This window comes from Ekhidna sp. (assembly GCF_965212185.1).
Classification (GTDB): domain Bacteria; phylum Bacteroidota; class Bacteroidia; order Cytophagales; family Cyclobacteriaceae; genus Ekhidna.
The window spans coordinates 4,033,700-4,057,414 of record NZ_OZ243102.1 but is presented as its reverse complement, the minus strand read 5'-3'; the positions used below and the strand labels follow the sequence as shown (position 1 = coordinate 4,057,414).

Here is a 23,715-nt window from a genome sequence, read left to right as displayed (position 1 = left end):
GGTTTTACTAGTTCAGAAACTCATAAATACCGGCAACTCCCTGGCCTCCTCCCACACATGCTGTCACCATACCATATTTGCTCTTTCTTCTCCTCATCTCATTGAATAGTGAAATGGATAGCTTGGCTCCAGTACATCCAAGCGGATGACCCAATGCAATTGCTCCTCCATTTACATTGAGCTTGCTCGTATCTAAATCCAAACCTCTGATCACTCCAAGAGATTGAGCCGCAAATGCTTCATTCAACTCGATAAGATCCAAATCATCTTGCTTCAAGCCTGCTTGCTTAAGTGCCTTTGGTACCGCTTCTACCGGGCCAATACCCATAATTCTCGGATCTACACCTGCTGCTGTATAGCTAATCATTTGAGCAATCGGTTCAAGATTGTGCTCTTTCACCATTTTTTCACTCATCACCATAACAAACGCTGCACCATCTGAAGTTGGAGAAGCGTTTCCTGCAGTCACCTGCCCTCCGTTCTTAAATGCCGGGCGAAGTTTTGCGAGTGTCTCCATGTTCGTTTCTTCTCTTACACACTCATCGGTATCTACTACGAATTCTTTCTTATGGCGCTTACCATCTTCACCAACAAAAGTTTCTTCAACCGTTATCGGCACAATTTCATCTTTGAACTTTCCATCTTTGATAGCTTTTGCAGCTTTCTGATGAGACTCCATGGCAAACTTGTTGGAATCCTCTGCTGAAATGTTGAAATCTTTGGCAACTTCCTCAGCCGTAAGACCCATGTTCAAATAGTATTCCGGGTGCTCTTCTGCAATCTTCCAGTTCAATGCCGCTTTGTATCCCATCATTGGTACCAAACTCATTGATTCTGTTCCTCCAGCAATAATACAATCAGCTGTACCTGAATGAATTCGAGCACATGCCAAATGAATTGCCTCTAATCCTGATCCACAGTATCGGTTGATAATCATACCCGGAACTGAGATTGGTAATGAAAGAAGGGAAATATACCTTCCCATTTGTAATCCTTGCTCAGCCTCAGGAATAGCGTTCCCAACAATCAGGTCGTCTACTCTTGTTGCGTCAAAATCTTTAATCGATCCAACAAGATGCTTGATAACATCCGCTGCTAAATCATCCGGACGATAAAAACGGAAGCCTCCTTTTTTGGCTCTCCCTACCGCCGATCTGTATCCTGCTACTATATATGCATTCATAATTTTTTATTTAATCTCTAACAAATCTTAGTTTCTCAAAGGCTTTCCTTTAAACAATATGCTTTGGATACGTTCCAAAGTTTTCGGTTCCCCACAAAGGCTCAAGAAAGCTTCTCTTTCCAAGTCCAATAAATACTGCTCTGAAACTTCTGTCGGTGCGGACAAGTCTCCTCCTGCCATAATCCAGGCAAGCTTCTGACCAATCTTCTGGTCGTGCTCAGAAATGTAGCTGCCATATTTCATTCCACTGATTCCCGCGTGGAACATTGCCAGTGCAGATTTGCCCTGAACTTTTATGTTATCCCTTGGAACTGGTTGTGTGTACCCAGCATCTGCTAGTGCTAACACTTTCTCTTTAGCATCAGTCAGAAGTCTTTTCCTATTGAGAGTAATTTCATCCGCTCCTCTCAGGATATTCATTTTTCTGGCTTCCGCCGCAGAAGTTGCTACTTTGGCAGTTGCAATATTCATAAAGTATTCCTGAAGTGTATTCAATTCAGGATCTCCTGGAGTAAAATCATCTGACGCTCGCAAAGTCATTTCTTTAGTTCCTCCTCCTCCTGGAATTAGACCTACACCAACTTCAACTAACCCAACGTACGATTCAGCATGTGCCTGGATGGCATCACAGTGAAGTGACAATTCACAGCCACCACCAAGTACCAGCCCAGAAGTTGCAGCAACTACCGGCACGCTTGAGAATCTTGCTTTCGTCATCGTGTTTTGGAAGGTTCGTACCATCAGGTCAATTTCATCAAATTCCTGATCTACCGCGTACATGAAAAGCATGGCCAGGTTTGCACCCGCTGAGAATTGTTGACCTTCATTTCCAATCACCACTCCACGATAGTCTTTTTCAGCCATGGTTATGGCCGTGTTGATTCCTTCGATTACATCTGCATCCACTGAGTTCATCTTCGTATGGAACTCAAGGTTTAGTACACCATCACCAATATCATAAATGGTAGCTCCTGGCTTTTGCCAAACCACATTGTTTTCTTTAAATGCATCCAGGAAGATGAGTCCTTCTGTACCCGGAATTACTTTGTATGATTTCGACGGGATATCATAGTAATGCTTCTTGCCATTTTCAAATTTGTAGAAAGATTTGTTTCCTGCATCAAGCATTTCTTGAATCCAGCTTGCCGGCTCGAAACCTGCTTCTTTCATTTTGGCCGCTGTTTCTTCCACTCCAAGCACATCCCACGATTCGAATGGCCCAACCTCCCAGGCAAAACCTGCTGCTACCGCCTGATCAATTCTGTAAAGCTCATCGGCTATTTCAGGAATTCGGTTTGAACAGTATCTAAAAAGATCATAAAATGTCTTTCTATAAAATTCTCCTGCTTTGCCTTCATCTTTAAGAAGAATAGGAAGTCTACCTCGTACATCTTCGACGTTTTTGGTTTTATCCATCACATCAAACTTCGCCTTGGATTTTGGCTCGTATTCAAATGTCTGAAGGTTCAGTTCCAAAATCTCTGACTTTCCATCCTTCTTAACTTTTTTGTAAAATCCCTGACCGGTTTTATCACCGAGCCATTTTTCATCAGAAAGTTTTTGAACCACACGAGGAAGTTTGAATTTATCTCTCGATTCGTCTTTCTCTAGGGCTGCATAAAGGTTATTTGAAACATTGACCAAGGTATCAAGTCCTACCACATCAGAGGTTCGGAAGGTAGCGGACTTTGCGTGACCAATGACTGGTCCGGTTAATTTATCTACCTCATTGACAGTAAGACCAAGCTCATCTGTCACATGGATGGTGGACATCATTCCATAAACCCCAATTCGATTGGCAATAAACGCTGGTGTGTCTTTACAAAGAACCGTCTCTTTACCCAAATAAAGGTCTCCGTACTGCATGAAAAACTCCGTTATCTCTGGATCCGTTTTTGCAGTCGGTATTATTTCTAATAACCTCAAATATCTTGGTGGGTTGAAAAAGTGCGTTCCACAGAAGTGTTTTTGAAAATCATCACTTCTTCCATCCAACATCAGGTGAATCGGAATACCTGAAGTATTTGATGTAATTAGTGTTCCGGGTTTTCTGTGTTTTTCGACTTTCTCAAAAAGTGATTTTTTAATTTCCAGATTCTCAACAACAACCTCAATGATCCAATCGACTTCTGCGATGCGCTTCAAGTCATCATCAAAGTTCCCGGTTTCAATCAATCGCGCCTTATCCTTATCATAAAGAGGTGATGGGTTTGATTTTATTGCTGTCTGCAATGCATCATTTACCAACTTGTTTTTTGCTGCTGGATTATTTTTTTGTTTTTCATCCAGATCCCTTGGAACAATGTCAAGCAATATCACTTCCACTCCGATATTTGCGAAGTGACAAGCGATTCTTGATCCCATAATTCCGGATCCTAAAACGGCTGCTTTCTTAATGGTTCGTTTCATTATTATTGGTTTCTGTATTCGTTTATTTCTATTGATTATGTACAAGTCCTGAATTAGCAAATTCCTCTGATATTTGATCTGCTATTTTATTGAACAACTTTGGGTCGTCAACAATTTCATTAATTTGTTGAGCAACCATAAAAAATGTATTTAGTTTTTCCTGATCGATTAGTGATCGTATTTTGGAATTGAACTCTCGTACAGCTCGCCTGGACAACTCCCTTTTCTCTTTTCCTAGTTCGGTTAGAAAAATTCTAACTGACCTTCCATCCGTCGGGTCCTTTTCACGGTATACCCATCTTTTTTCTTCCATGGATTTAAGCATTCGGGTAAGGCTTCTTGATTCCATGCCCAAAAGAGGAGCTATCTTAGTAGCTGGTGTTCCGTTTTCAACATCAATGTTTAGCATGACAAACCCAGTAGATGCAGTAATATCATATTGCGATCCAAACTGATTGTACATTCTGGATATGCTGTGCCAAAGCCCTTTGATGTTGTAATCGACTGTTTCTTCTCTTTTCATAGGCGGATACTGTTCTTCAAATATAGCAAAATTTGTTATGCATGCATACTATTTTTCGTGACTCCCTCTTTTAATTTTAGATTTGAAACATGAGTGAACACAACATTCCCAAAGATTTCTATTCTTTTGAAACCAATGCTCCATTTGAGCGATGCATAGAGTGTGAGAAATTTCTCTTGGATGATGAGACAGAGTATATCATCGAGAAAGCTGTGAAAAATTATGAGGGATACTCAGCCAAGGATGTGGTGTTTGATTATGCCATTTGTATGGATTGTGCAGAACGAATGAGAAAAGAAATATCAAAGGACTCTTGGCAAAAAATGATGCAATACTTTCAGGAAAACATGAACGTGCAAAACCGATTGGAGATGCAGGAGAATGACCCAAGAGAAAATTTGAAAAAATGCATGATCAAGAATACGGAGGTTGATCATTGTAGGGAGTATCAGATCTATGCCCATTGTAAAGGAGGAAAACTCAATATGCAAAACCCTCCCTATATGATTTCCGGAGAAGTGATCGAGGAATTGCTTCCGTTACTCTCTGATAAGACCATAGATGAAATGAATGGGTTTATGAATAAGCATTTCTCTCCGGATCCATCATTGATGGAGCCTACCCCGCCGAGACTGATACTGCTTTAAGCCTCCAGTGCTTGCTTGATATCCCAAATCAAATCATCGGCATTTTCCACTCCAACTGAAAGTCTAACCAGGTTATCTGAAATACCGTATTTTTTTCTATCCTCAGGGTCTACTCCGGCGTGAGTCATAGTGGCAGGGTGTTGTGCCAATGATTCAGTACTTCCTAAACTTACTGCTAGCTTGATCAATTTGAGATTATTCAAAAATTTGAAGCTTTCTTTTTCTCCTCCTTCCAGAATAATGGAAAGCATTGCTCCTGCCGAACTGTATTGTTTTTCGAAAATTTCGTATTGCCTCGTTCCTGGTTTAAGAGCTCCCAGGTAATGAATGGTTTTAACTTTAGGATGATCCTTAATTTGCTCGTAAACAATTTTAGCATTCCTTGCTTGCTGTTCCATTCGGACTTTTAATGTTTCCAAACTTCTAAGTAATAACCACCCGGTCCAAGGTCCAGCCATGTTTCCAAGAAACGTTCGCATTTCCTTGATCATAGCAATGTGTTCCTTACCTCCCAAACATGCTCCGGCAATCACATCACTATGTCCACCGATATATTTTGTGGCAGAGTACAAAACCAAATCGGCTCCATGTTTTAATGGATGCTGCCAAAGTGGGCCCATGTATGTATTGTCAACAGCTACCACCGGTCGCTCTTCTCCCTTTTGAAATTTGTCTGCGATCGCTCTACACATTTCAAGGTCAACCAATTGGTTTGTTGGATTAGCAGGCGTTTCTACGTAAACCATTTTCAGGCGATCAGCGTATCCAGAATCTTGAATCAATTTTTCAATTTCACTCTGACTGTCCATTGGGTCAAAACCCAGAATATTAATTCCAAATTTTGGGAGAACGTGTTTCACAAAATGATCTGTGCCACCATAGATCGGATTACTATGCACAAGTAAGTCCCCCGGCTCTAAAAATCTGAGCAGTGTGGTGGTAATCGCTCCCATTCCACTTTCGAAAACAGCTGCGTCTTCCGATTGATCCCAAAGTGTAAGTCTGTTTTCTAATATTTCAAGGTCCGGATTATTTAGCCTGCTGTAGATAAGTCCAAGCTCTTCTCCTTCATCTTTCTCTCTAAGTCCATATGCTTGCTCAAAAAATGCTTTCCCGTGCTCAGCGCTTCTGAAAACAAAAGTTGATGTTTGAAAAATCGGCGGTTTGATCGCTCCTTCTGATAGTTCCGGTTTAAAACCATATGACATCATCAAACTTTCAGGACTCATCTTCTTCATAGCAAAATCAATTATGAAACTAAGGTGGTTGATTTATCCATAAATTAAAATTGAAACAGAAAATTCATCTATATAAATATTAATATTTAGATTAATTTTCTATAATTATTGGAAATACAGGAGAGTAACAGAAAAACCATGGATGACATTGACAAACAATTGGTGCTTATGCTTCAGCAGAATGGCAAATTGACAATGAAAGAGCTAAGTGCAGAACTTGGCCTGAGTATCACACCAATCTACGAGCGGTTACGAAGATTAGAAGCCAAGGGACTTATTACCGGATATCATGCTTCTGTTGATCATAAGAAAGCCGGATTCGGATTTGAGGTTTTTTCATCTGTTACTCTGGAATCTCACAAGTCTGAGTATTTACGAGAATTCGAAATTGAGATTGCAAAGTTTAGTGAAGTTATGGAATGCTACCACCTGGCTGGAACGTTTGATTTTTTGGTTAAAGTGCTGGTTAGGGATATGGACGAATATGCAGATTTTGTAAACCGGAAGCTTGCTAAGCTCAACAACATTCGATTGGTTCAAAGTATGATGGTTCTCAAAAAAATTAAGCAGACTTCAGTTTTACCCTTAGTTGATAAAATCCCCTCTTAATCTTCGGAATCTTTTCCGAGCTTCTGCTGCATACATACTTCCGGGATAGTCTATTAAGAATTGCTGATATTGAGACTTGGCCTGTTCAATATCTTTGACATGCATATCAAATATTTCTGCTTTTTTGAATGCAGCATCATCTGCCAAAATATCATATGAATAAGAAGCCAAGATTTGGTCGAGGTAATTTATAGCCATTTCCGTATTTCCCGACTCAAGCTCTAGTTTAGATTTCAGCCAGTAAATTTCATCGGTGATCGAATGATGGTTGTACATCTCTAGCATGGTTGTCAATCTTTGATTGGCCTCACCTTTCTTATTTTGAAAAATGAGTAATTCAATATTTGCAAATTCTTGCATCACTGCATCGGTTGTATCAAGAGCGGTATTATCAGTAATAAGCATCCCTAGCGAAATCGCATCATTGGAAATTTCTCTTGTAGTATTCTTTTTTAGAATATCCAGGTGACCTTTGGCCAACGCAAAGTTACCAGTGAAATAGTGCAGACGAGCATTTCTTAATTTGGCATCATATCCTAAAGGGTGACTTTTATAAGCCTTTTCAACTTGAGAATAAAGGAGTGTAGCCTCCCATGGTTCTCCTTTCAGCAAATAGATATCGCCAAGATCCAATTTACTTTTGGAAATCAATTGTATCCCAGCTCTTGGATTTTGTACCAGCTTGTTCAGCAGCTGTGCCGCAAAATCAATTTCATTTAAATAAAAAGCATGAAGCAATGCTTTGCTTCGAAGTGCATCAAATGAAGTTTGTGATGGATAAAGCTCATCATAAAGCAATTGGTATTGACCTGCCAGCTCACGAATTTCTTCACGATTGATTGGATAAGTATTCTTTAGTTTTTCCTCTTTTGATTCCATCCATAATTTTCTTGCAAATTGATAGTTTCGAGAGTTAGGATAGGATTTCGCCACGTATTCAAAAATTTCTTCAGCATCCTCATAGGCTTTATTCTCCAGAGCAATCCGACCAATATCCATTGTTCGATCTCCTGGTCTTTGGTTTCTTTTGTCGATTGCCTTTGCCTGAACGAACGCCCCGTAAAAATTTTTCCGCTGTAACTCTACCCATAAGAGTAGCTCCGCAAATTTTGTGTCTTGCGGATTCTCTTGCATCTTTCTTATCAATGTAGATTCTAACTCATCAAGATCTTCTTCTTGCTGAATAAAGTTTTGGAGCAGATTTTTAATATAGCTTAATCTATTGGGGCTGTCTGAAGCATAATTGAGATACTCCTCAATCATGGAAGACTTATCATTTACCATTCGATAAATGGTCGCTAACTCCAGCGCATGAACCGAAGGATTGTTTCTGATTTCTCTGGAATCATTGAAGAATTTTATCGCCTCATAATAAAGCTGCTCGCTTGCTAGATATTGAGCAAGAATACCCAATTGGAACGGATTGGATTTTGATTCTTTTCGTAATTCTTTAATGTAGTTATCTAGTTTATCAATATCTCCGGATTCGTGATATACTGCAGCAAGGCTGGCTTGAAATTGCAAGTTAGATGGATAAGTCTTTATTGCTTTCTTTAAGAATTTTTCAGCTTCGTCAAATTCAGCAGTGGATTTAAGTAGAGTCAAATAATTACTTGCTATCAATTGAAGATTATATGGATTCTCAGCAAGCTCTTGATAACTCAGCTTAGCCTTTTCCAAATCTCCTTGCTGATAGTATTCATTGGCAATTTGAATCTGTGAATGATCCTGCGCCATTATAATTTGAAGGGGAAGTAAAATGAAGATTAAAAAGTTTCGAAGCATACGAAATGAAGTTCACTTATATACATACCTATATTATATATATAAAGTTTAATTAAATATTATTCTTATTATTAGAGCTGTGGATTCGTGGATAAGATTCTTGATTTTTATTTGTTATAGTAGAATGTTTATAAGGCTTAGGTTTGGGCAAGTTAAACTAACGGATAATTAACAATTAATTTACTGATTTATAATGTGTTATGATTTTTGTGGATAATGTAGTGTTTACTAATTGTTGGAAAATAATTGTCATAGCCTATTGTATAGATTGTAGATAATCTAATAAATATTAAAGTTATAAAATTGGCTTTGGTAATTTGATCAGTCAAGAGTCTATTGTAAGGAGTTTATTAACAATGTGAGTAGGAGTTATAAACAGTGTTTAGAAACTTATCCCCAATTCTATGACCCAATTTTCTCTAACTGAAGTTGACTCAGGATATAGATAGACTTGTTCAGGTTCCTGATTTTTAAGAAGATTTCCGTAAGACCAACTTCCATTATTGTCTTCATCTATAAGTACTCGAATATTATAAGTATCAGGTTTTATGTCGATGAATTGAAATTTCTTCTTATTCTTAAAAGCATATTTGACATCTCCAGATTCACTGATTAATTGAAATGTAAATGAATTGTAGTCGGTATTAATTGTGAGATCTATGGTTCCGCCAAGCTGTTTTTTCTTTGATTGAAGAGGAATTTCCACTTGCTTGGATGAATCATTTTCAACGGATATAAAAGCTGCAGGGTCAATTACTAATTTTAAATTATTTCCGGAGCTTCTCTTAAGTCCTGCACTCTTTGCTGCTTTAGTGGAATCTTGTGTTAAAGTATCTTTAGGTAATGATTGAGTATATTTTGCTAACAGCGAGTCTTTATCAATTTGAATAGTTGCTGTCAAAGAAGTTTTATTCAAATTCCAGATCTGTTTTAAATGCTTGATTGAATATGTGAATGTTGAATCTGCAATTATGTTGAAGGCTGCAGAATCGAATTCCTTGATGGGTTTATTAAATTGAAATTTAACTTTAATAGAATCTTGAAGTTCAAGCTTAGTAGGATTCGGGGATATACTAAACTTAGATGGTTTCCTATTAGATTCTAGAAACACAAATTTAATTGTATCTGATAATTGATTCCCCAAACTGTCCCTTACAGTAATGTACGATTCAATGCTGTCATTATAATTAAGCCGTTCTGATTTATATATTCTAATTACATCCTTATTGTCTCCTGTAATGTTATGATATAGATACTCTGGTAGTATGGTATATTGATCTGGTTTCTTATTGAATTTTATTTCAACATATGGTCCTGCAGGTCTTGCATTGATAAGCTCAATAGGTTTAACATTTTGTAGAATGCAACGAATGGGAGGCAATGCTATAGCAGTATCTAGTTGAATGGTTTGTTCTAAAAATCCATGTTGTTCAGTTTCCGGATCTAGTAGAAGATTTCCATTGTCATCTTCAAACGCTAGTATTTTGTATGTACCTGTTTTAATATATTCAATCGAGTATTCACCCGCTTCATTTGAACTAGTAAAGTACATGGGATTTTGAGTGAAATAATTAAGGGTATCTGTCAATGGATAAAGGCCTACGATAAATCCTTCGCCTGCTTCTTTTGTCATCAGTTCTTCTACTGATCCATTTATGGAGAGACTATCTATGAATGGCCCTGTGCTAAATGCCACTGATAAGTTAACAGCTGGGTTCTTCTCCGTAATATCTGTTACTCCTTCAGAGAAATTGAAATTATATGTTGTAGAATCAGGTAAAGGTTCTTCCAGTTTAATGTAGAGTTTGTTACGTTTTGCTATTGATTTGTATGTAATATCTGTTTTAGGAGTGATAATTAGTTCTTGTCTGAGTTTATCTGCATTTACAAATTCTGAGAATTCCAGTATTATTTCCTGACTATTGAAATTCGTTGTTCCTGATTTGGGAATGGAATTAATTAATATCGGAGGAATAGTATCTTTTGGACCACCAGTTGGGTTTCCTGGATTTGCACATCTTTGAAATGAAAGATCAATGCAAATGAATATAAATATTAAATAAACTAATTTCTTCATTTGCGAAGGATGTAAATCAGACTAGAGTATTGATTATTATTTTTTGCTTTTTGATTTGACTTGTAACCTATCTTCAGCGCGTTCATAAATCCATGATGTCCTTTATATTTCTCACTAAGTAGTGAAACGTAATATGAGTCGAATTTCTGTGGATGCACTTTTACCAATTTAAGTTTGTGCTTAGAAGCAAGGTTACTTAAAGATTCTTGATCGAAATGATACAGATGTCTAGGCACATCATACCCGGCCCAATATTCCTTATAGTATTCACTATCATATGATTTATGATTTGGAAGTGCTAAAATCATATGGCCCCCATCTTTAAGTTTCTTTTTTAAGCTTTTGATTGTCTGACTCAAATCTGATACATGCTCTATTACATGCCATGCTGTAATAATATCTACAGGTTGCTTTATTTCAGAAAGCCTTTCTATTATCGTATTATTTTTTGATTGTGCAATACTTCTTGCAATATCATCTGGTTCATATCCAAAAGCTTGCCATTTATTTTGGTTACAAAGCTTTATAAAATCACCAGTACCACAACCATAATCTAAAAGCAGTTTACTTTTTTTAGTGAGTGAATTGACCAGCGATAGTTTTTGCCTTAGTGTGTATTTCCTAACAAGCTTGTAGATAAGGTTGATAAGATTATTGGCCTTGTCAGTATGAGATATGTAGTTGTCGCTATTGTAATATTTATGTAAATGTTTCTCCTCTGGTCTTGGATTTGTAAATACCAGATTACATTTTGTACATTCCACTAATGCAAAGCTCTCTTTTGAGACAGAATGATCATCACAGATAATATGATTTTGAAACTGGGTATTCTTGCAAATTGGGCAAGCTTCTAGTTTTTCGTACATTATCTCCCTAGATATACCATGAGAACAGAAACATCTGATGGTGACACACCACTTATTCTGGATGCCTGACCAAGTGTCTCAGGTTTGATTTTTAATAGTTTTTCTTTTGCCTCGGCAGATAGTGAGGATAGGTTATTATAGTCAAAGGATTTTTTGATTTTCAAATTTTCTAAGTTGCTCATTTTCTCTGAGTTCTGTTGCTCTCTCTCAATGTACGTTTGATACTTAATTTGAATCTCTGTTTGCTCAATTACCTCAGCTGAGTAATTGTTAAGTGCTTTTTCTATTTCCTCCGAAAAAATCTTAAAGTCATATATGGTTATTTCTGGACGCTTTAAAATTGTTGCCAAAGAAGACTTATCTTTTATTGGAGCTGATGATAATGAGGCTAGATTTTCTTCAACATCATTCGGCTTGAACTGAAGTTTGTGTAACAGGTTAATCAGTTCATCAGTTTCTTGTCTTTTCTTATTTACAAGCTCTAGTCTTTTATTTGATGCCAATCCTAATTTATTACTGATTTCAGTGAGTCTTAAGTCGGCATTATCTTGTCTGAGCAAGAGCCTGAACTCAGCCCTGGAAGTAAACATTCGATAAGGTTCATCTGTGCCTTTATTGATTAGATCGTCTATTAGAACACCAATATATGCTTCATTTCTTTTAAGAATGAACGGTTGCTCTTCAGATATTTTGAGGTGCGCATTGATTCCTGCCATCATTCCCTGGCAAGCTGCTTCCTCATACCCGGTGGTTCCATTTATCTGTCCAGCAAAATAAAGGTTATCAATAAGGTTCGTTTCCAGTGTATTAGACAATTGAGTTGGAGGAAAGAAATCATACTCAATGGCATATCCAGGCCTAAACATTTTTACATTCTCAAAACCAGGAACTTTTCTTAGAGCTTTGAACTGAACATCTTCCGGAAGTGAGGTTGAAAATCCGTTGACGTAGATTTCAACGGTGTTCCATCCTTCTGGCTCTACAAATATTTGATGTCTATTTCGATTAGCAAATCGATTAATCTTGTCTTCTATGGATGGGCAATACCTTGGGCCAAGTCCCTGAATTCTGCCATTAAACATGGGAGATTTTTCAAATCCTGTCTGCAGTATCTCATGAACCTCCGGGTTGGTATATGTTATATGGCAACTTCTTTGTTGTGACAAAGGCCTAGTTGAGTCCAAATAAGAAAACTTACCTGGCAGTTCATCGCCCTCCTGTTCTTCCATTTTAGTATAGTCGAGTGATCTTCCATCAACTCTAGGCGGGGTTCCTGTTTTCATACGGCCTGCCTCAAAACCCAACTCTACCAATTGTTCGGTAATTCCTGTAGCAGCACGTTCACCAGATCTCCCTCCTCCAAATTGTTTTTCTCCAATATGGATAAGGCCATTTAAAAACGTTCCATTGGTAAGGATTACAGCCTTTGATTTAATTTCTAGGCCAATACCGGTTTTTACACCTACAACTCTACCATCTTTTACAATCAGGCCATTGACCATTTCTTGCCAGAAGTCAAGGTTTTCAATTTTTTCTAATGACAACCTCCATTCTTCAGCAAATCTCATACGATCAGATTGAGCACGCGGACTCCACATGGCAGGACCTTTGGATCTATTAAGCATGCGAAATTGAATCATTGATTTATCGGTGACTATTCCTGAATACCCACCAAGCGCATCAATTTCTCTGATTATCTGACCTTTTGCTATCCCTCCCATTGCAGGATTGCATGACATATGGGCAATGGTGTTCATATTCATGGTTACTAACAGAACCTTAGAACCCATATTGGCAGCAGCAGCGGCCGCCTCGCACCCGGCATGTCCAGCGCCAACCACTATAATATCGTACTCTTGTAGCATACTTTTGTAATGTTTCACGTGGAACCTTTCACCAGACCCCACAATTATGTTTCACGTGGAACTTATAATTTGAGCAAAGATAAACAGGCGTCTTCTTTTTCTCTCATCAATTCTTTTTCTTCGGGTGATTTGTCATCAAAACCAAGGAGGTGTAAAACACCATGAATCATGACTCGACACAGTTCTTTATCGAAAGGATGACCTTCGTTTTCTGCATTGTCTCTAACACGATCAATACTTATAAATATATCCGATTCAATTTTCCTGTCCTCTTCTGAGTTGTCGAAGGTGATGATGTCAGTGTAATAATCGTGATCTAAATGTTGCTTGTTGATGGACAAAAGATATTCGTCGGAACAAAATATATAATTAAGTTCCTCTAAATCGTAATGATGATCTGCAATGACAGAGCTTATCCACTTCGATTTCTCGTCGGTGTTTTCCAGTGAAAATTCTATTCCCTCAGAAAAGTAATGGATGTTCATTAAGATAGATAGAAGCTCAACTCTGCCACTCTTCCTTCCTTTTTAAAGGAGACTTCATCACATAGATTCTTCATAAGAAATATTCCTCGACCACCAGGTTTACTTAAGTTTTCGGGAAGAGTGGGATCAGGGAGGTTGCTATAGTCAAAACCAGTTCCTTCATCTTCTACAATAAATTTGATGAGAGACTCTTCCAAGGCGAGCTGAAGATGAACGTTCTTTTTACTATTTGATTGATTCCCATGTACAATTGCATTGTTTACAGACTCTGTAACAGCAATCATAATATTACCATAGATGTCATCATTAAGTTTGTATTGATCTTTTGCATTGTCAATAAAGCTTTCTACAATCCTTATGTTTTCAGGAAGTGATGGTATCTGTATCTGAATATTGTCAATCATTCTCTTGATCTGAACTTAAGCGTCTAAAATAGTCGTTTACTTCTTTTTTATAAAATGGATTTAACTCAACAGGAATAGTTTTTAATAATTCTATCTCTTTTTTCTTCAACTCCAGGTATTTTTCGAATCCTGGCGGGATTTCTCTTGTGATAACTGAAGGTTGTTGAGACTCTCTTTCTTCATCCATTTCTTGGTTACGTTGGGCTTTTTCTGCTTCCAGCATTCGAGTGGTAATTTGCTTCTGCCTGCTGATAAGTTGTTGTGTTAGTCGCTTATTAACAAGATCAACTTCATTTTGTTCCATCATGTCAATGGCGCGTTTAAGCTCATCTCCTCCTAATCCTCCACCAGGTTTTCCGTCCTGAGCTTCTTTTAACATTTCAAGTTGCCTTCTTATCAATTCCTGTTCCGCTGCAAGCCTGGCTAATTCTTCAGATAGTTCACGGCCTGACTTACCGGAACCTTTCAATTCATTTATTTTCTCACCTAGTTGATTTTGTAACTCCTGCAGATCAGGAAGGCCTTGTGATTGCTGTTTCTGATCTTGACTGGAATTTCCCATAGCTTCGGACATAGCCATTTGCATCTGTTGCATGGTATCATCCAATAGCAAGGCGAGATTATTGATGGAGGTCATGGCAAATTGCTGACTGGAAAGCGCTCTACCTCTATTTCTATCCTTTAAATAATCCAGAGTCTCGTCAATATTGTCGTTGATGGATCCAACCTCTCGTGTAATGAACGAAGAAATTTGAACCACCTTGGAAGCCAATGAAAGCAAGCTGTCCTGAATCACTTTGGCATCATCTTTAAGTTTAAGCTGATCTTGAGAAAGTTCGAGAAACCGAGGATCCGACTGACTTACTTCACGCATTTCTAACATAATCTCCTCTTGATTGAAGGATAGTTTTACAAGATTATCCAAGATATCTCTAAGTTGATCCAGGTTGGCCTGCATCATCTCCATTTGCATTCCGCCCTGCATATTATTGAGCTTTTTGCTCAAGTTTTTCATTCGCTGAGCTGCATTTTGTTGTTTCTGCTTAGTACTTTTAGATTGTTGCTGCTTCTGATCACTATTTGATTTGTCATCGCCTTCTTGACTGTCCTGACCATCTTGCTCTTCTCCTTGTTCGCGGTTCTCTTGATTTTGTTCGCCTTGATTTTTAGAGCCATCTTCCGAATCAGCTTCATTCTCTTTTTTCATTTGCTCCATAATTTCACGAAGTTCTTTAGCAATTTGCCGCTCTTCCAATTCAAAGTCTTCGAGAGCTTCCGGCCTTTTCAGCTCTTGATTCATCTCTTGAACCTCATCCATTTTTTCCCGAAACTTGTCAAACTCCTCATTTATTTGTTCTTGCTGCTCTTCACTAGAAGGATTTTCAGCTGCTCTCTCCTGTTGACTTCCTAAAGAGTCAAGTTTTTGTAGGTTTTGCTCTAATGCACTTTCCATTTTAAGACGTTTGAATAATTCGAGAGCTCTCTCCAGGTCACGCTCCAGATTTTGTTCATTTTTCTTCAAATTTTCTACCTCTTGACTGATTTGGTCAGTAGGAGCATTTTCCCTCATTAATTCTTTTAGCTTCTCATATAGCTTCTGAGTTTCTTCATCCATTAGCTGATCTAACAGCTCTTGCATTTTTTGGCTTTTATCTTGAAGTTGACTGCTTTGTTTTTTGAAACGATTGCTGGATTTCATTAAATCCTCATGTTTCTTCTTCAGCTCTTCTATCTGTTCAGTTAATTTTTCTCGATCTTCCATGACATCCTCGAGCAACTTTTTCTCTTGCCAATCAAAGTTTTGCTCTGATTTCAAACGCTTTTCGATTTCTTCAAGTCTCTGAGCAATTTCTTCAGCTCTCATCTCTGTTTCACCCAACTGATCTTCTACTCCACTTTGCTTATCAGAAATGATAGAATCAATTTCATCATCCGTTGGAATTCTCAAAATGAATGTTTTGGCTCTGGACTCCTTTGGCCCGTTGACACCATCATTATCACGAACACTAACAAAAACTTCAAGTGTTTCTCCAGCATTGATATTTAAAGTATCCAGGTTCCAGCTGGCATAATAGCTTTGATTTCCTGCTTTACGATTGATTTCCAATTGGATTCGAGTAAACGAACGTTTCCCTTCTTTTTTATAATTGATATTTAAAGAAGTGAATCCATAATCATCCGAAATAGAACCTGCTACCGTCAGAAATTGATAACCAATTGAATCAGGGAAATATTCTGCAATAATTTCCGGATATTGGTCCTTAATGACGTCTATTGAATAAGACAACTCTGATTTGTTTTGACTGTATTCGTTAAAGAGGTCAATTCGATAAGTTCCACCATTGGTTAGCCTTTCCTGTAAAGAATAGCTGTTTTCACCCATGCGAGGGAACTTTAACTTATCATTTTTTAATAGTAAATGAGCACTATCTGAAGCAATTGTATTTATTTCCCATAAAACTGTAGAACCTTCTAAGATTGTCAAATTTCCTGTATTTTCAATGGTTCTTCTTTGCCCTCCTGTGTATGCTGGTTCTTCTACCCGAATAAGCATGGAAACAAGGTCTGGACGGTCATTCACATTAATAGCATAGGTTTTTGATCTAAAACCGGCTGCTTCTAACAGAACCTTTTTATCAGATTGGATTTTCTCGAAATTATATTCAATTCCTTCATCAGTGACTTGGAGTCTAGAACCATTCTTTTTTCCATCTATAATCAATTGAACGAATTCTGGAATTTGGTCACCATCAATACCAATTTTTAAGCTGTAATCTTCACCTCTGAATGCGGTTAAGTCATCATTTATAATTGTGAAACTAAATGGAGCTTCTGGAACATACTCTTTCTTAAAATTTACAATTCTTGTTGGGCTATCTGTAATAATGGATGGATTGATGAATGAGACGAGAAGAAAAGCAGAAGCAACTAACAAAAGAGTAAACCCATATTTTTTAGCTACGCGAAAGTCTACAGCTTGAATAAATCTAATTTTTTTAAAATCGCTAGACTTTTTATTAATAGCAGCAATTAGGAATTCATTGTTTTCAAGCTTGCTTAACTGAAGCGTATTTATCAGTTTATCTTCAATTTCAGGAAAGTATTTGGATATTTCTACAGCGGCCTTCTCATCACTCAACCCTCGCTTCAAATGTGCCAGTTTTAAAATCGGTTGAACGATGAATGAATAAATGGAGATGAGCAGTAAAGAAAGGAATGTAAAAAACAGAATCGCCCTCCCCATAACCCCTAACCAGAATTGACTTTCAAGGCTATTGATTGCTAAAAAAGCAATGGAATTAATGATTAGAAAGCTTAGAATACCTATAATCAATTGTCTGATATGGTACCTTCGCTTAAAAGACTCAAGTTTAGATTTTACTTCTTCTAGACCACTCATATTGGAGTGTAAACGGACAATAAGAACCAAAGGTGCATGTTACCAACCAATTTCTTTCTTGAAATATTCTAAAATTTGAATTTTTAACAATTTTTCTTGCTCCAGAAGATCAAATCGAGGAAGTTTTTTGATGAGTTTCCAATGTGGCCAACCGTCCTTATCGTGTCCTTCTAAAATATAAAACCCTGCCAAGGAAAGAACTTTACAAATTGCAATATGCATAATGTCTTGCTTTTCCTCTTTAGAAAAATTTTTGGTTCCTTTTCCGAGCTCTTGAACTCCAATTAGGAAAAGAACGGCATTAAGATCTGCCGGTCGTTTTCCGGTTAGTTCCTTAAGCTTATAGAGTAAGCCAACCCATTCTTTTTGAAGATCTAGATCTTTTTTATAAACCATTATATATCATTGCTTTTAAATGATACGTGACTTTATATCTCTTATTTTCCCTGTAAGCTGTGTCGGGTGCAATCAATCGCTAATATCAGAAGAAAAAATTGTTTGTACTGCCTGCAAGGTTGATCTTCCTCGTACAAATGATCATCAAAATAAATCAAACGATCTTCTGAAAAAATTTGCCTTTGAACCAAAGATAAAATCGGCATCATCATTCTTGCATTTTAACCATAGAGGAATTGCTCAAACTTTACTTCACAACTTAAAATACAAGGGAAGAGGAGAGATTGGAAACTTACTTGGAGAATGGATGTCCGAAACATTAAATGATCTAGATATTGATGAAATTATTCCTGTTCCGCTACATCATCAGAAATTGCAAAGAAGAGGATATAATCAAAGCGAAAAAATAGCCGAAGGAATATCTGATCAACTGAAAATTTCAATAAACACCAATTGTATTTCAAGGTTAGTAAACACACAAAGTCAGACTCGAAAAAGCAAGGTAAGTAGATGGTCTAATATGAATAACGTATTTTCTAAGCCTCAAGTAAGCCTTTCTGGCAAATCGATTTTAGTAGTTGATGATGTCATTACAACAGGGGCCACTGTGGGAATGCTCTGTGAACGACTAGTCGAGGGAGACGTTAAAGAGATTCACATTACTTCTGTAGCAAGAGGAAAATAAAGTCAATAAAAAAAGGCCACTCCATTGGAGCGGCCTAAAATTATGTGAGAATTTTTCTTTAGAAATTAGATCCTGCCCGAATCATCGCGCATCTAAATCCAATTGTCGATGTTGCAGAATCTTCGAAAAGGAATCTTCTTGTTCCAGGAGATAACCAGTATGCAACATCAGCCCAAGACCCTCCTTTGTATACTCTTACTCTTCTGACCGGAGGGTTATCTGCATTATATGATTTCTGTAATCCAGAGGTTCTAACCCACTCATCTTCAGAGTATGAAGTTTCATTACCAATAAAAGAGAAATTAGCATCATATCCGCTTTCAGAGTCTAAAACTGCATCTCTTCTAGCAGGGTTTAAATCATCCATATCCTGGAAAGAAAGTGGACGATAAACGTCTTGTACCCACTCATTTACATTTCCAGCCATATTATAAAGGCCAAAATCATTTGGTGGATAATCGTAAATGTAAGTAGTGATCATGGCACCATCATTAAGCTTACCAGCTATACCGGCGTAATCACCTTTTCCTCTTTTAAAGTTTGCAAGGAAATAACCCATGCTTTTTCCATAAGGATTTCTTAAAGCATGACCATCCCATGGGTAAAGTCTTTTGTGTGTTTGATTTTCATCTAGCCACTGTGTTCCAATAAGAGCTTGAGCAGCGTATTCCCATTCAGCTTCAGTAGGCAATCTGTAACCAGGTAAAACAACTCCAGAAGATAATCCTGGTGCTGTTCCGGCTGATGCGGATAAGTCTCCTCCTTCTGCTCCCGCAAAAGCGTCATCACCAGAAGCAATTGGGTCTAAATAACCTGCTTCTTCAGCAAGTTTAAGATTAACTACAGTGGTTCTCCACTTGCAATAGTTTACTGCTTGTCTCCAGTTTACTCCTACAACAGGGAAATATCTAAAACCTGGATATCTGTAATAACTGTTTACATATGGATCATTATATGCAAGATCTTTTGCCCAAACGGTAGTATCAGGAAGGTTATTTCTCCAATAGTATTCGTCTGAGTCTTGCTTAATATAAAATTCGTACTCAAGCCAGTGGATGTTCGCAACTTCTGTTTCATCCATATAAAATGAAGCAACAGTTACAGCTCTTTCCACATTGTCATGAGCATAAATAACATCTTCTTCAAAAGAGCCTAGTACAGTTCTTCCACCTTCAATAAAGATTAGGTTGGGGCCATCTGGTTGACCTTGGAATTCATTGACGGAAAATCCACCTTCTTCGTTGAATTCCAAACCTGTAGCTGAGCTAGCATATCCGGGATTTTCGGCAGTAGGGACTCCTCCGCCTCCCCCAATTAGGTTACACGCGCTTATAAAAGCTGTAGCAATTGCAAAGTAGCCAACGCTCTTTGCTGCTCTCACATAATTTTTCATAACACCGTTTGAATTTGTCTTGAAACGTTTCAACGTACTAATAAACACAAATATTTCAAAAAACCCATCGTAAGTTCATGGATTTTAGACTAAACCTATTGATCTAATGCTTTTATTTCAACTTTTATTGTGCTGAAAGGCTAAAAAGTTCATGCCGGAGTTAGTGGTGAATGCATTTGGTCAATGACTATTCTTGCATTTTCTATAGAGCCTACATTGTCAATGCTGATCAAGAGTTTATTCTTTACTTCCTTCATTCTACTATCATGAGGATTGGATTTTATGAAACCTAAAACATTGCCAAAACGAGGTGATTGAAAATATTCCTGAGGCTTTTTGTCAGAAATGTAGCAACGCATTTTATTGCTCTTAATCGTTACTTTCTCAAAACCAATTTGTATCGCCTTCCATCTCAATCGAACGGTTTCAGTTAGGTTTTTCACACCATTTGGAAGTGGTCCAAAACGATCAATCAACATTTTAATAAAATCTATAAGTTCTACCTCTGACTTTAAATCATCCAATTGTGTATAAAGGCCAAGTCTTTCCGAGATGTTGCTCACATAATTCTCAGGAATAAGTGCCTCAAAGTCGGTTTCGATGTTACAATCTTCCACCATTTTATCTAAGGCCTCCTTGTTTTTCATTAGATCATTTTCAAAGAGCTGCTTATACTCACCTTCTTTTAGCTCTTGAATGGCTTCATCCAGAATTTTGTGATACATATCAAAGCCTATATCATTGATAAAACCGCTTTGCTCTGCACCTAATAAATTGCCGGCCCCTCTAATATCAAGGTCTCGCATAGCAACTTTGAAACCATCACCTAAATCAGAAAACTCTTCTAATGTATTTAAGCGTTTACGAGCATCACTGGTTAGTGCCGAAACTGGAGGGGTAAGCATGAAGCAATATGCTTTAGTATTTGACCTACCTACACGCCCCCTCATTTGGTGAAGATCAGATAAACCAAACATGTGCGCATTATTGATAATGATTGTATTTGCATTTGGGATGTCAAGACCACTTTCAATAATATTTGTAGAGACAAGCACATCATAATCTCCCTCAATGAATTTCAACATTGCTTTCTCTAACTGATGCCCTTCCATTTGGCCATGGGCAATACCTATTCTTGCATCTGGGACCAATTTAAAAATCAGATTGCCAACCTGCTCAATATCACTTACTCTATTGTGAACCATAAAAACCTGACCTCCTCTATGTAACTCATGACTTACTGAGTCACGAATTACTTCTTCATTAAACTCATGGAGTTCTGTTGTTACCGGTCTCCTGTTTGGTGGTGGAGTTGAAATGATGGAAAGGTCTCGGGCGCCCATCAAAGAAAAGTGAAGTGTTCGAGGAATTGGTGTAGCCGTTAAGGTGAGTGCGTCCACATTTACACGCATGTCTTTGAGCTTTTCCTTAACCTTGACTCCAAACTTCTGCTCTTCGTCAATGATCATTAGGCCTAAATCTTTAAACTCAATGTCTTTGTTGACAATTCTATGAGTTCCAATCAAGATGTCGATTTTGCCTTCCTTAACTCTTTTCTTAATGTCGGTAATTTGTTTTGAAGTCTTAAACCTGTTGATATAATCGATTGTGACCGGCATGTTTTCCAGTCTTGAAGAAAAAGTTCGATGATGCTGCATTGCCAAAATGGTTGTTGGAACCAAGACAGCAACTTGCTTTCCTGAATTAACAGCCTTAAAAGCGGCTCTTATTGCTATTTCTGTTTTGCCAAAACCGACATCTCCACAAACCAGACGATCCATCGGGTGCTCTTGTTCCATGTCGGCTTTTACATCAGCAGTTGCTAAAGATTGATCCGGTGTGTCCTGATACATGAATGAAGATTCAAGCTCTGCTTGCAAATAGTCATCTTCCGGAAATGCGAATCCTCGTGCAGCTTTCCTCTTGGCATAAAGATCAATCAGGTCTTTGGCAATATCCTTGACCTTTCGCTTGATTTTCTTCTTCTTATTCTCCCAGTCGGGAGAACCTAACTTATTAATCGACGGTGGCTCTCCTTCTTTGCCGGAATATTTTGAAATTTTGTGAAGAGCGTGAAGGCTGACATAAAGCAAATCATCATCACGATAGACCAAACGAATAGCTTCTTGCTTGTTTGATCCTACATCAACGGTATCCAAACCAGCAAAACGACCAACCCCATAGTCGATATGGGTCACGAAATCTCCAGGCTGAAGCGTTTTTAATTCTTTAAGCGTAAGCGCCTTGGTTTTAGTAAATTTTTCTTTGCCTTTGTATCTATGAAACCGATCAAAGATTTGATGATCTGTATAAATGGCTATTTCCTCCTGATCATCGATGAACCCTTCTCTTAAAGATGCAGTAATGCCTTTAAATGATAGATTAGGATCCACTTCTTCAAAAATGGTTTCTAATCTTTCGATCTGTTTAAATGCTTCTGCAGCAATTAACTTTTGAAAATTTGCTTGTTGTAGTTCTCTGAGATTATCTGCAAGTAATGAGAAATTCTTATGAAAAGAGGGCTGTGGACGTGTAGCCATAGTCAACTCCTCATCTGGAGGTAAGTAAAATCGTTTGCCAAACTCTACAATAGTGAATTTCTCTAATGATTCTGTAAATGAACTTTGAGTTTCGAAGAGTTGATCAGGAGAGGTTATAAGCGATGAACCACCACTCATTTCTTTTATTACCTGGAATTGTTCTTCTACTTTATGAAATGATTTATCAATAATGTCTAACGCCTGCTGGTAATCCTTCACCCATATGCACGTTTCTTTTGGGATATAATCCAGAAAAGATTGGCGTTCTTCGCTGACGAGCTTGGTTTGGACATTAGGTATTAGAGAAATATGATCCAACTCCTTGGTTGATAGTTGGCTTTCCGGATCAAACTCACGAATCGTTTCAATTTCATCTCCGAAAAGCTCCAATCGATAAGGTCTTTCGTGTGCATAAGAAAATACATCGATAATACCACCTCTCACTGAAAACTGACCGGGCTCATAAACAAAATCAGTTTTTTCGAAATCATAAGTAACTAATAAGTCTGATAGAAACTCAACATCAAGCTGTTCTCCGGGTTTGGCTGTAAACGTATTAGAAATAAGAGATCGTTTGTTGATCACCTTTTCAGATAAGGCCTCTGGATAGGAGATAATAACCACATTTTCACGATCATTGAGATGATTAAGAACTTCTGCTCTTTGAAGAATATTAGCATTTTCTATTTCCTCAAACTGGTAAGGCTTCTTATATGACGAAGGAAATGCGACATATTCATTTTCTAAAAAATTTGCTAAGTCATTTTGAAAATAGGAGGCTTCTTCGAAATCATGCAGAATGACAAGATGTACTCCCCCAGTAGATTTAAAGGAGGCGGCAAACATTAAGGCATCATAACTTCCTGAAATACCTTTTAGTCTGAGGCGCTTCTTGTTTTCAATAGAATCTACAATAGCTCTAATGTGAGAACTTTCTTCGTAATGCTTTAGTAATGTTTTAGTATCCAATCCCTCTAGTCAAAATTTAAATCGCAAAAGTAACCTTAATACTACATGCCTTTGATTAAAAAGGTTTTAGACAAGAGCAAGAATGTCTCATTGATAGATGTAACCAGCCAGTTCATCTAAAAAATGAACTATTTCAAGATACGATTGCAACATTTTGTGTGTTTGTAGTGTATTAATGACAAAGACATCATAATAAAATAAACTTCAAACGTTTATTAAGGACTTTCTTTTAGGTTAGGTT

At 37.6% G+C, this 23,715-nt stretch carries 17 protein-coding genes; 3 read left to right on the top strand and 14 right to left on the bottom strand.

Annotated elements, in window-relative coordinates:
• Positions 1-7 precede the first annotated feature (7 nt).
• Genes ACOMC3_RS17745 through ACOMC3_RS17735 form a run of 3 tightly spaced genes read right to left on the bottom strand, consistent with a single transcriptional unit; the run spans position 8 to position 4,115 of the window.
• Positions 8-1,183 (bottom strand): thiolase family protein, encoded by a 1,176-nt coding sequence (locus ACOMC3_RS17745; RefSeq protein ID WP_420317230.1) that lies wholly within the window; start codon positions 1,181-1,183, stop codon positions 8-10.
• Positions 1,184-1,210: 27 nt separating this feature from the next.
• Entirely contained in the window at positions 1,211-3,592 is a 2,382-nt protein-coding gene (locus ACOMC3_RS17740) for a 3-hydroxyacyl-CoA dehydrogenase/enoyl-CoA hydratase family protein (protein ID WP_420317229.1), read from the bottom strand.
• A gap of 28 nt (positions 3,593-3,620) precedes the next feature.
• On the bottom strand, positions 3,621-4,115 hold the full coding sequence (locus ACOMC3_RS17735) for a MarR family winged helix-turn-helix transcriptional regulator (protein ID WP_420317228.1): 495 nt from the start codon (positions 4,113-4,115) through the stop codon (positions 3,621-3,623).
• Positions 4,116-4,204: 89 nt separating this feature from the next.
• On the opposite strand from ACOMC3_RS17735, the gene ACOMC3_RS17730 reads away from it, so the two are divergent.
• Positions 4,205-4,762, top strand: a complete 558-nt coding sequence (locus ACOMC3_RS17730; RefSeq protein WP_420317227.1) for a hypothetical protein — start codon at positions 4,205-4,207, stop codon at positions 4,760-4,762.
• On the opposite strand, the gene ACOMC3_RS17725 is transcribed toward ACOMC3_RS17730, so the two are convergent.
• Positions 4,759-6,000 carry a cystathionine gamma-synthase family protein gene (locus tag ACOMC3_RS17725; protein WP_420317226.1) on the bottom strand — a complete coding sequence of 414 codons (1,242 nt, stop codon included), beginning with the start codon at positions 5,998-6,000 and terminating at the stop codon, positions 4,759-4,761. The two genes, ACOMC3_RS17730 and ACOMC3_RS17725, sit on opposite strands and share 4 nt — an antisense overlap.
• 108 nt (positions 6,001-6,108) lie before the next feature.
• On the opposite strand from ACOMC3_RS17725, the gene ACOMC3_RS17720 reads away from it, so the two are divergent.
• A complete protein-coding gene (locus ACOMC3_RS17720) occupies positions 6,109-6,609 on the top strand; it encodes an Lrp/AsnC family transcriptional regulator (protein WP_420317225.1) in 501 nt (166 codons plus the stop codon).
• On the opposite strand, the gene ACOMC3_RS17715 is transcribed toward ACOMC3_RS17720, so the two are convergent.
• From ACOMC3_RS17715 to ACOMC3_RS17680, 8 genes are all read right to left on the bottom strand, one after another.
• Positions 6,586-8,346 carry a tetratricopeptide repeat protein gene (locus tag ACOMC3_RS17715; protein ID WP_420317224.1) on the bottom strand — a complete coding sequence of 587 codons (1,761 nt, stop codon included), beginning with the start codon at positions 8,344-8,346 and terminating at the stop codon, positions 6,586-6,588. The two genes, ACOMC3_RS17720 and ACOMC3_RS17715, sit on opposite strands and share 24 nt — an antisense overlap.
• Positions 8,347-8,776: 430 nt before the next feature.
• On the bottom strand, positions 8,777-10,471 hold the full coding sequence (locus ACOMC3_RS17710) for an Ig-like domain-containing protein (protein WP_420317223.1): 1,695 nt from the start codon (positions 10,469-10,471) through the stop codon (positions 8,777-8,779).
• On the bottom strand, positions 10,468-11,337 hold the full coding sequence (locus ACOMC3_RS17705) for a class I SAM-dependent methyltransferase (RefSeq protein WP_420317222.1): 870 nt from the start codon (positions 11,335-11,337) through the stop codon (positions 10,468-10,470). Before ACOMC3_RS17705 ends, ACOMC3_RS17710 begins: the two co-directional genes overlap by 4 nt.
• The gene (mnmG, locus tag ACOMC3_RS17700) at positions 11,337-13,202 is read right to left on the bottom strand and encodes a tRNA uridine-5-carboxymethylaminomethyl(34) synthesis enzyme MnmG (protein ID WP_420317221.1); all 1,866 of its coding nucleotides are present in this window, start codon (positions 13,200-13,202) and stop codon (positions 11,337-11,339) included. The genes ACOMC3_RS17705 and mnmG overlap by 1 nt, the downstream gene beginning before the upstream one ends.
• Before the next feature lie 62 nt (positions 13,203-13,264).
• Positions 13,265-13,687 carry an rRNA maturation RNase YbeY gene (ybeY, locus tag ACOMC3_RS17695; protein WP_420317220.1) on the bottom strand — a complete coding sequence of 141 codons (423 nt, stop codon included), beginning with the start codon at positions 13,685-13,687 and terminating at the stop codon, positions 13,265-13,267.
• Positions 13,687-14,091, bottom strand: a complete 405-nt coding sequence (locus ACOMC3_RS17690; RefSeq protein WP_420317219.1) for an ATP-binding protein — start codon at positions 14,089-14,091, stop codon at positions 13,687-13,689. Before ACOMC3_RS17690 ends, ybeY begins: the two co-directional genes overlap by 1 nt.
• Positions 14,084-17,491: a hypothetical protein gene (locus ACOMC3_RS17685; protein WP_420317218.1), complete on the bottom strand. Its 3,408-nt coding sequence runs from the start codon at positions 17,489-17,491 to the stop codon at positions 14,084-14,086. The genes ACOMC3_RS17690 and ACOMC3_RS17685 overlap by 8 nt, the downstream gene beginning before the upstream one ends.
• 39 nt (positions 17,492-17,530) lie before the next feature.
• Positions 17,531-17,887, bottom strand: coding sequence for a hypothetical protein (locus ACOMC3_RS17680; RefSeq protein WP_420317217.1), 357 nt, complete (start codon positions 17,885-17,887; stop codon positions 17,531-17,533).
• Between the two features lie 19 nt (positions 17,888-17,906).
• On the opposite strand from ACOMC3_RS17680, the gene ACOMC3_RS17675 reads away from it, so the two are divergent.
• A complete protein-coding gene (locus tag ACOMC3_RS17675; protein ID WP_420317216.1) occupies positions 17,907-18,572 on the top strand; it encodes a ComF family protein in 666 nt (221 codons plus the stop codon).
• Between the two features lie 58 nt (positions 18,573-18,630).
• On the opposite strand, the gene gldJ is transcribed toward ACOMC3_RS17675, so the two are convergent.
• Together gldJ and mfd are read right to left on the bottom strand one after the other, a co-directional pair.
• Positions 18,631-19,965, bottom strand: coding sequence for a gliding motility lipoprotein GldJ (gene gldJ / locus ACOMC3_RS17670; RefSeq protein ID WP_420317215.1), 1,335 nt, complete (start codon positions 19,963-19,965; stop codon positions 18,631-18,633).
• Between the two features lie 149 nt (positions 19,966-20,114).
• Complete coding sequence (mfd, locus tag ACOMC3_RS17665; RefSeq protein ID WP_420317214.1) at positions 20,115-23,474, bottom strand: transcription-repair coupling factor; 3,360 nt, start codon at positions 23,472-23,474, stop codon at positions 20,115-20,117.
• Positions 23,475-23,715 lie beyond the last annotated feature (241 nt).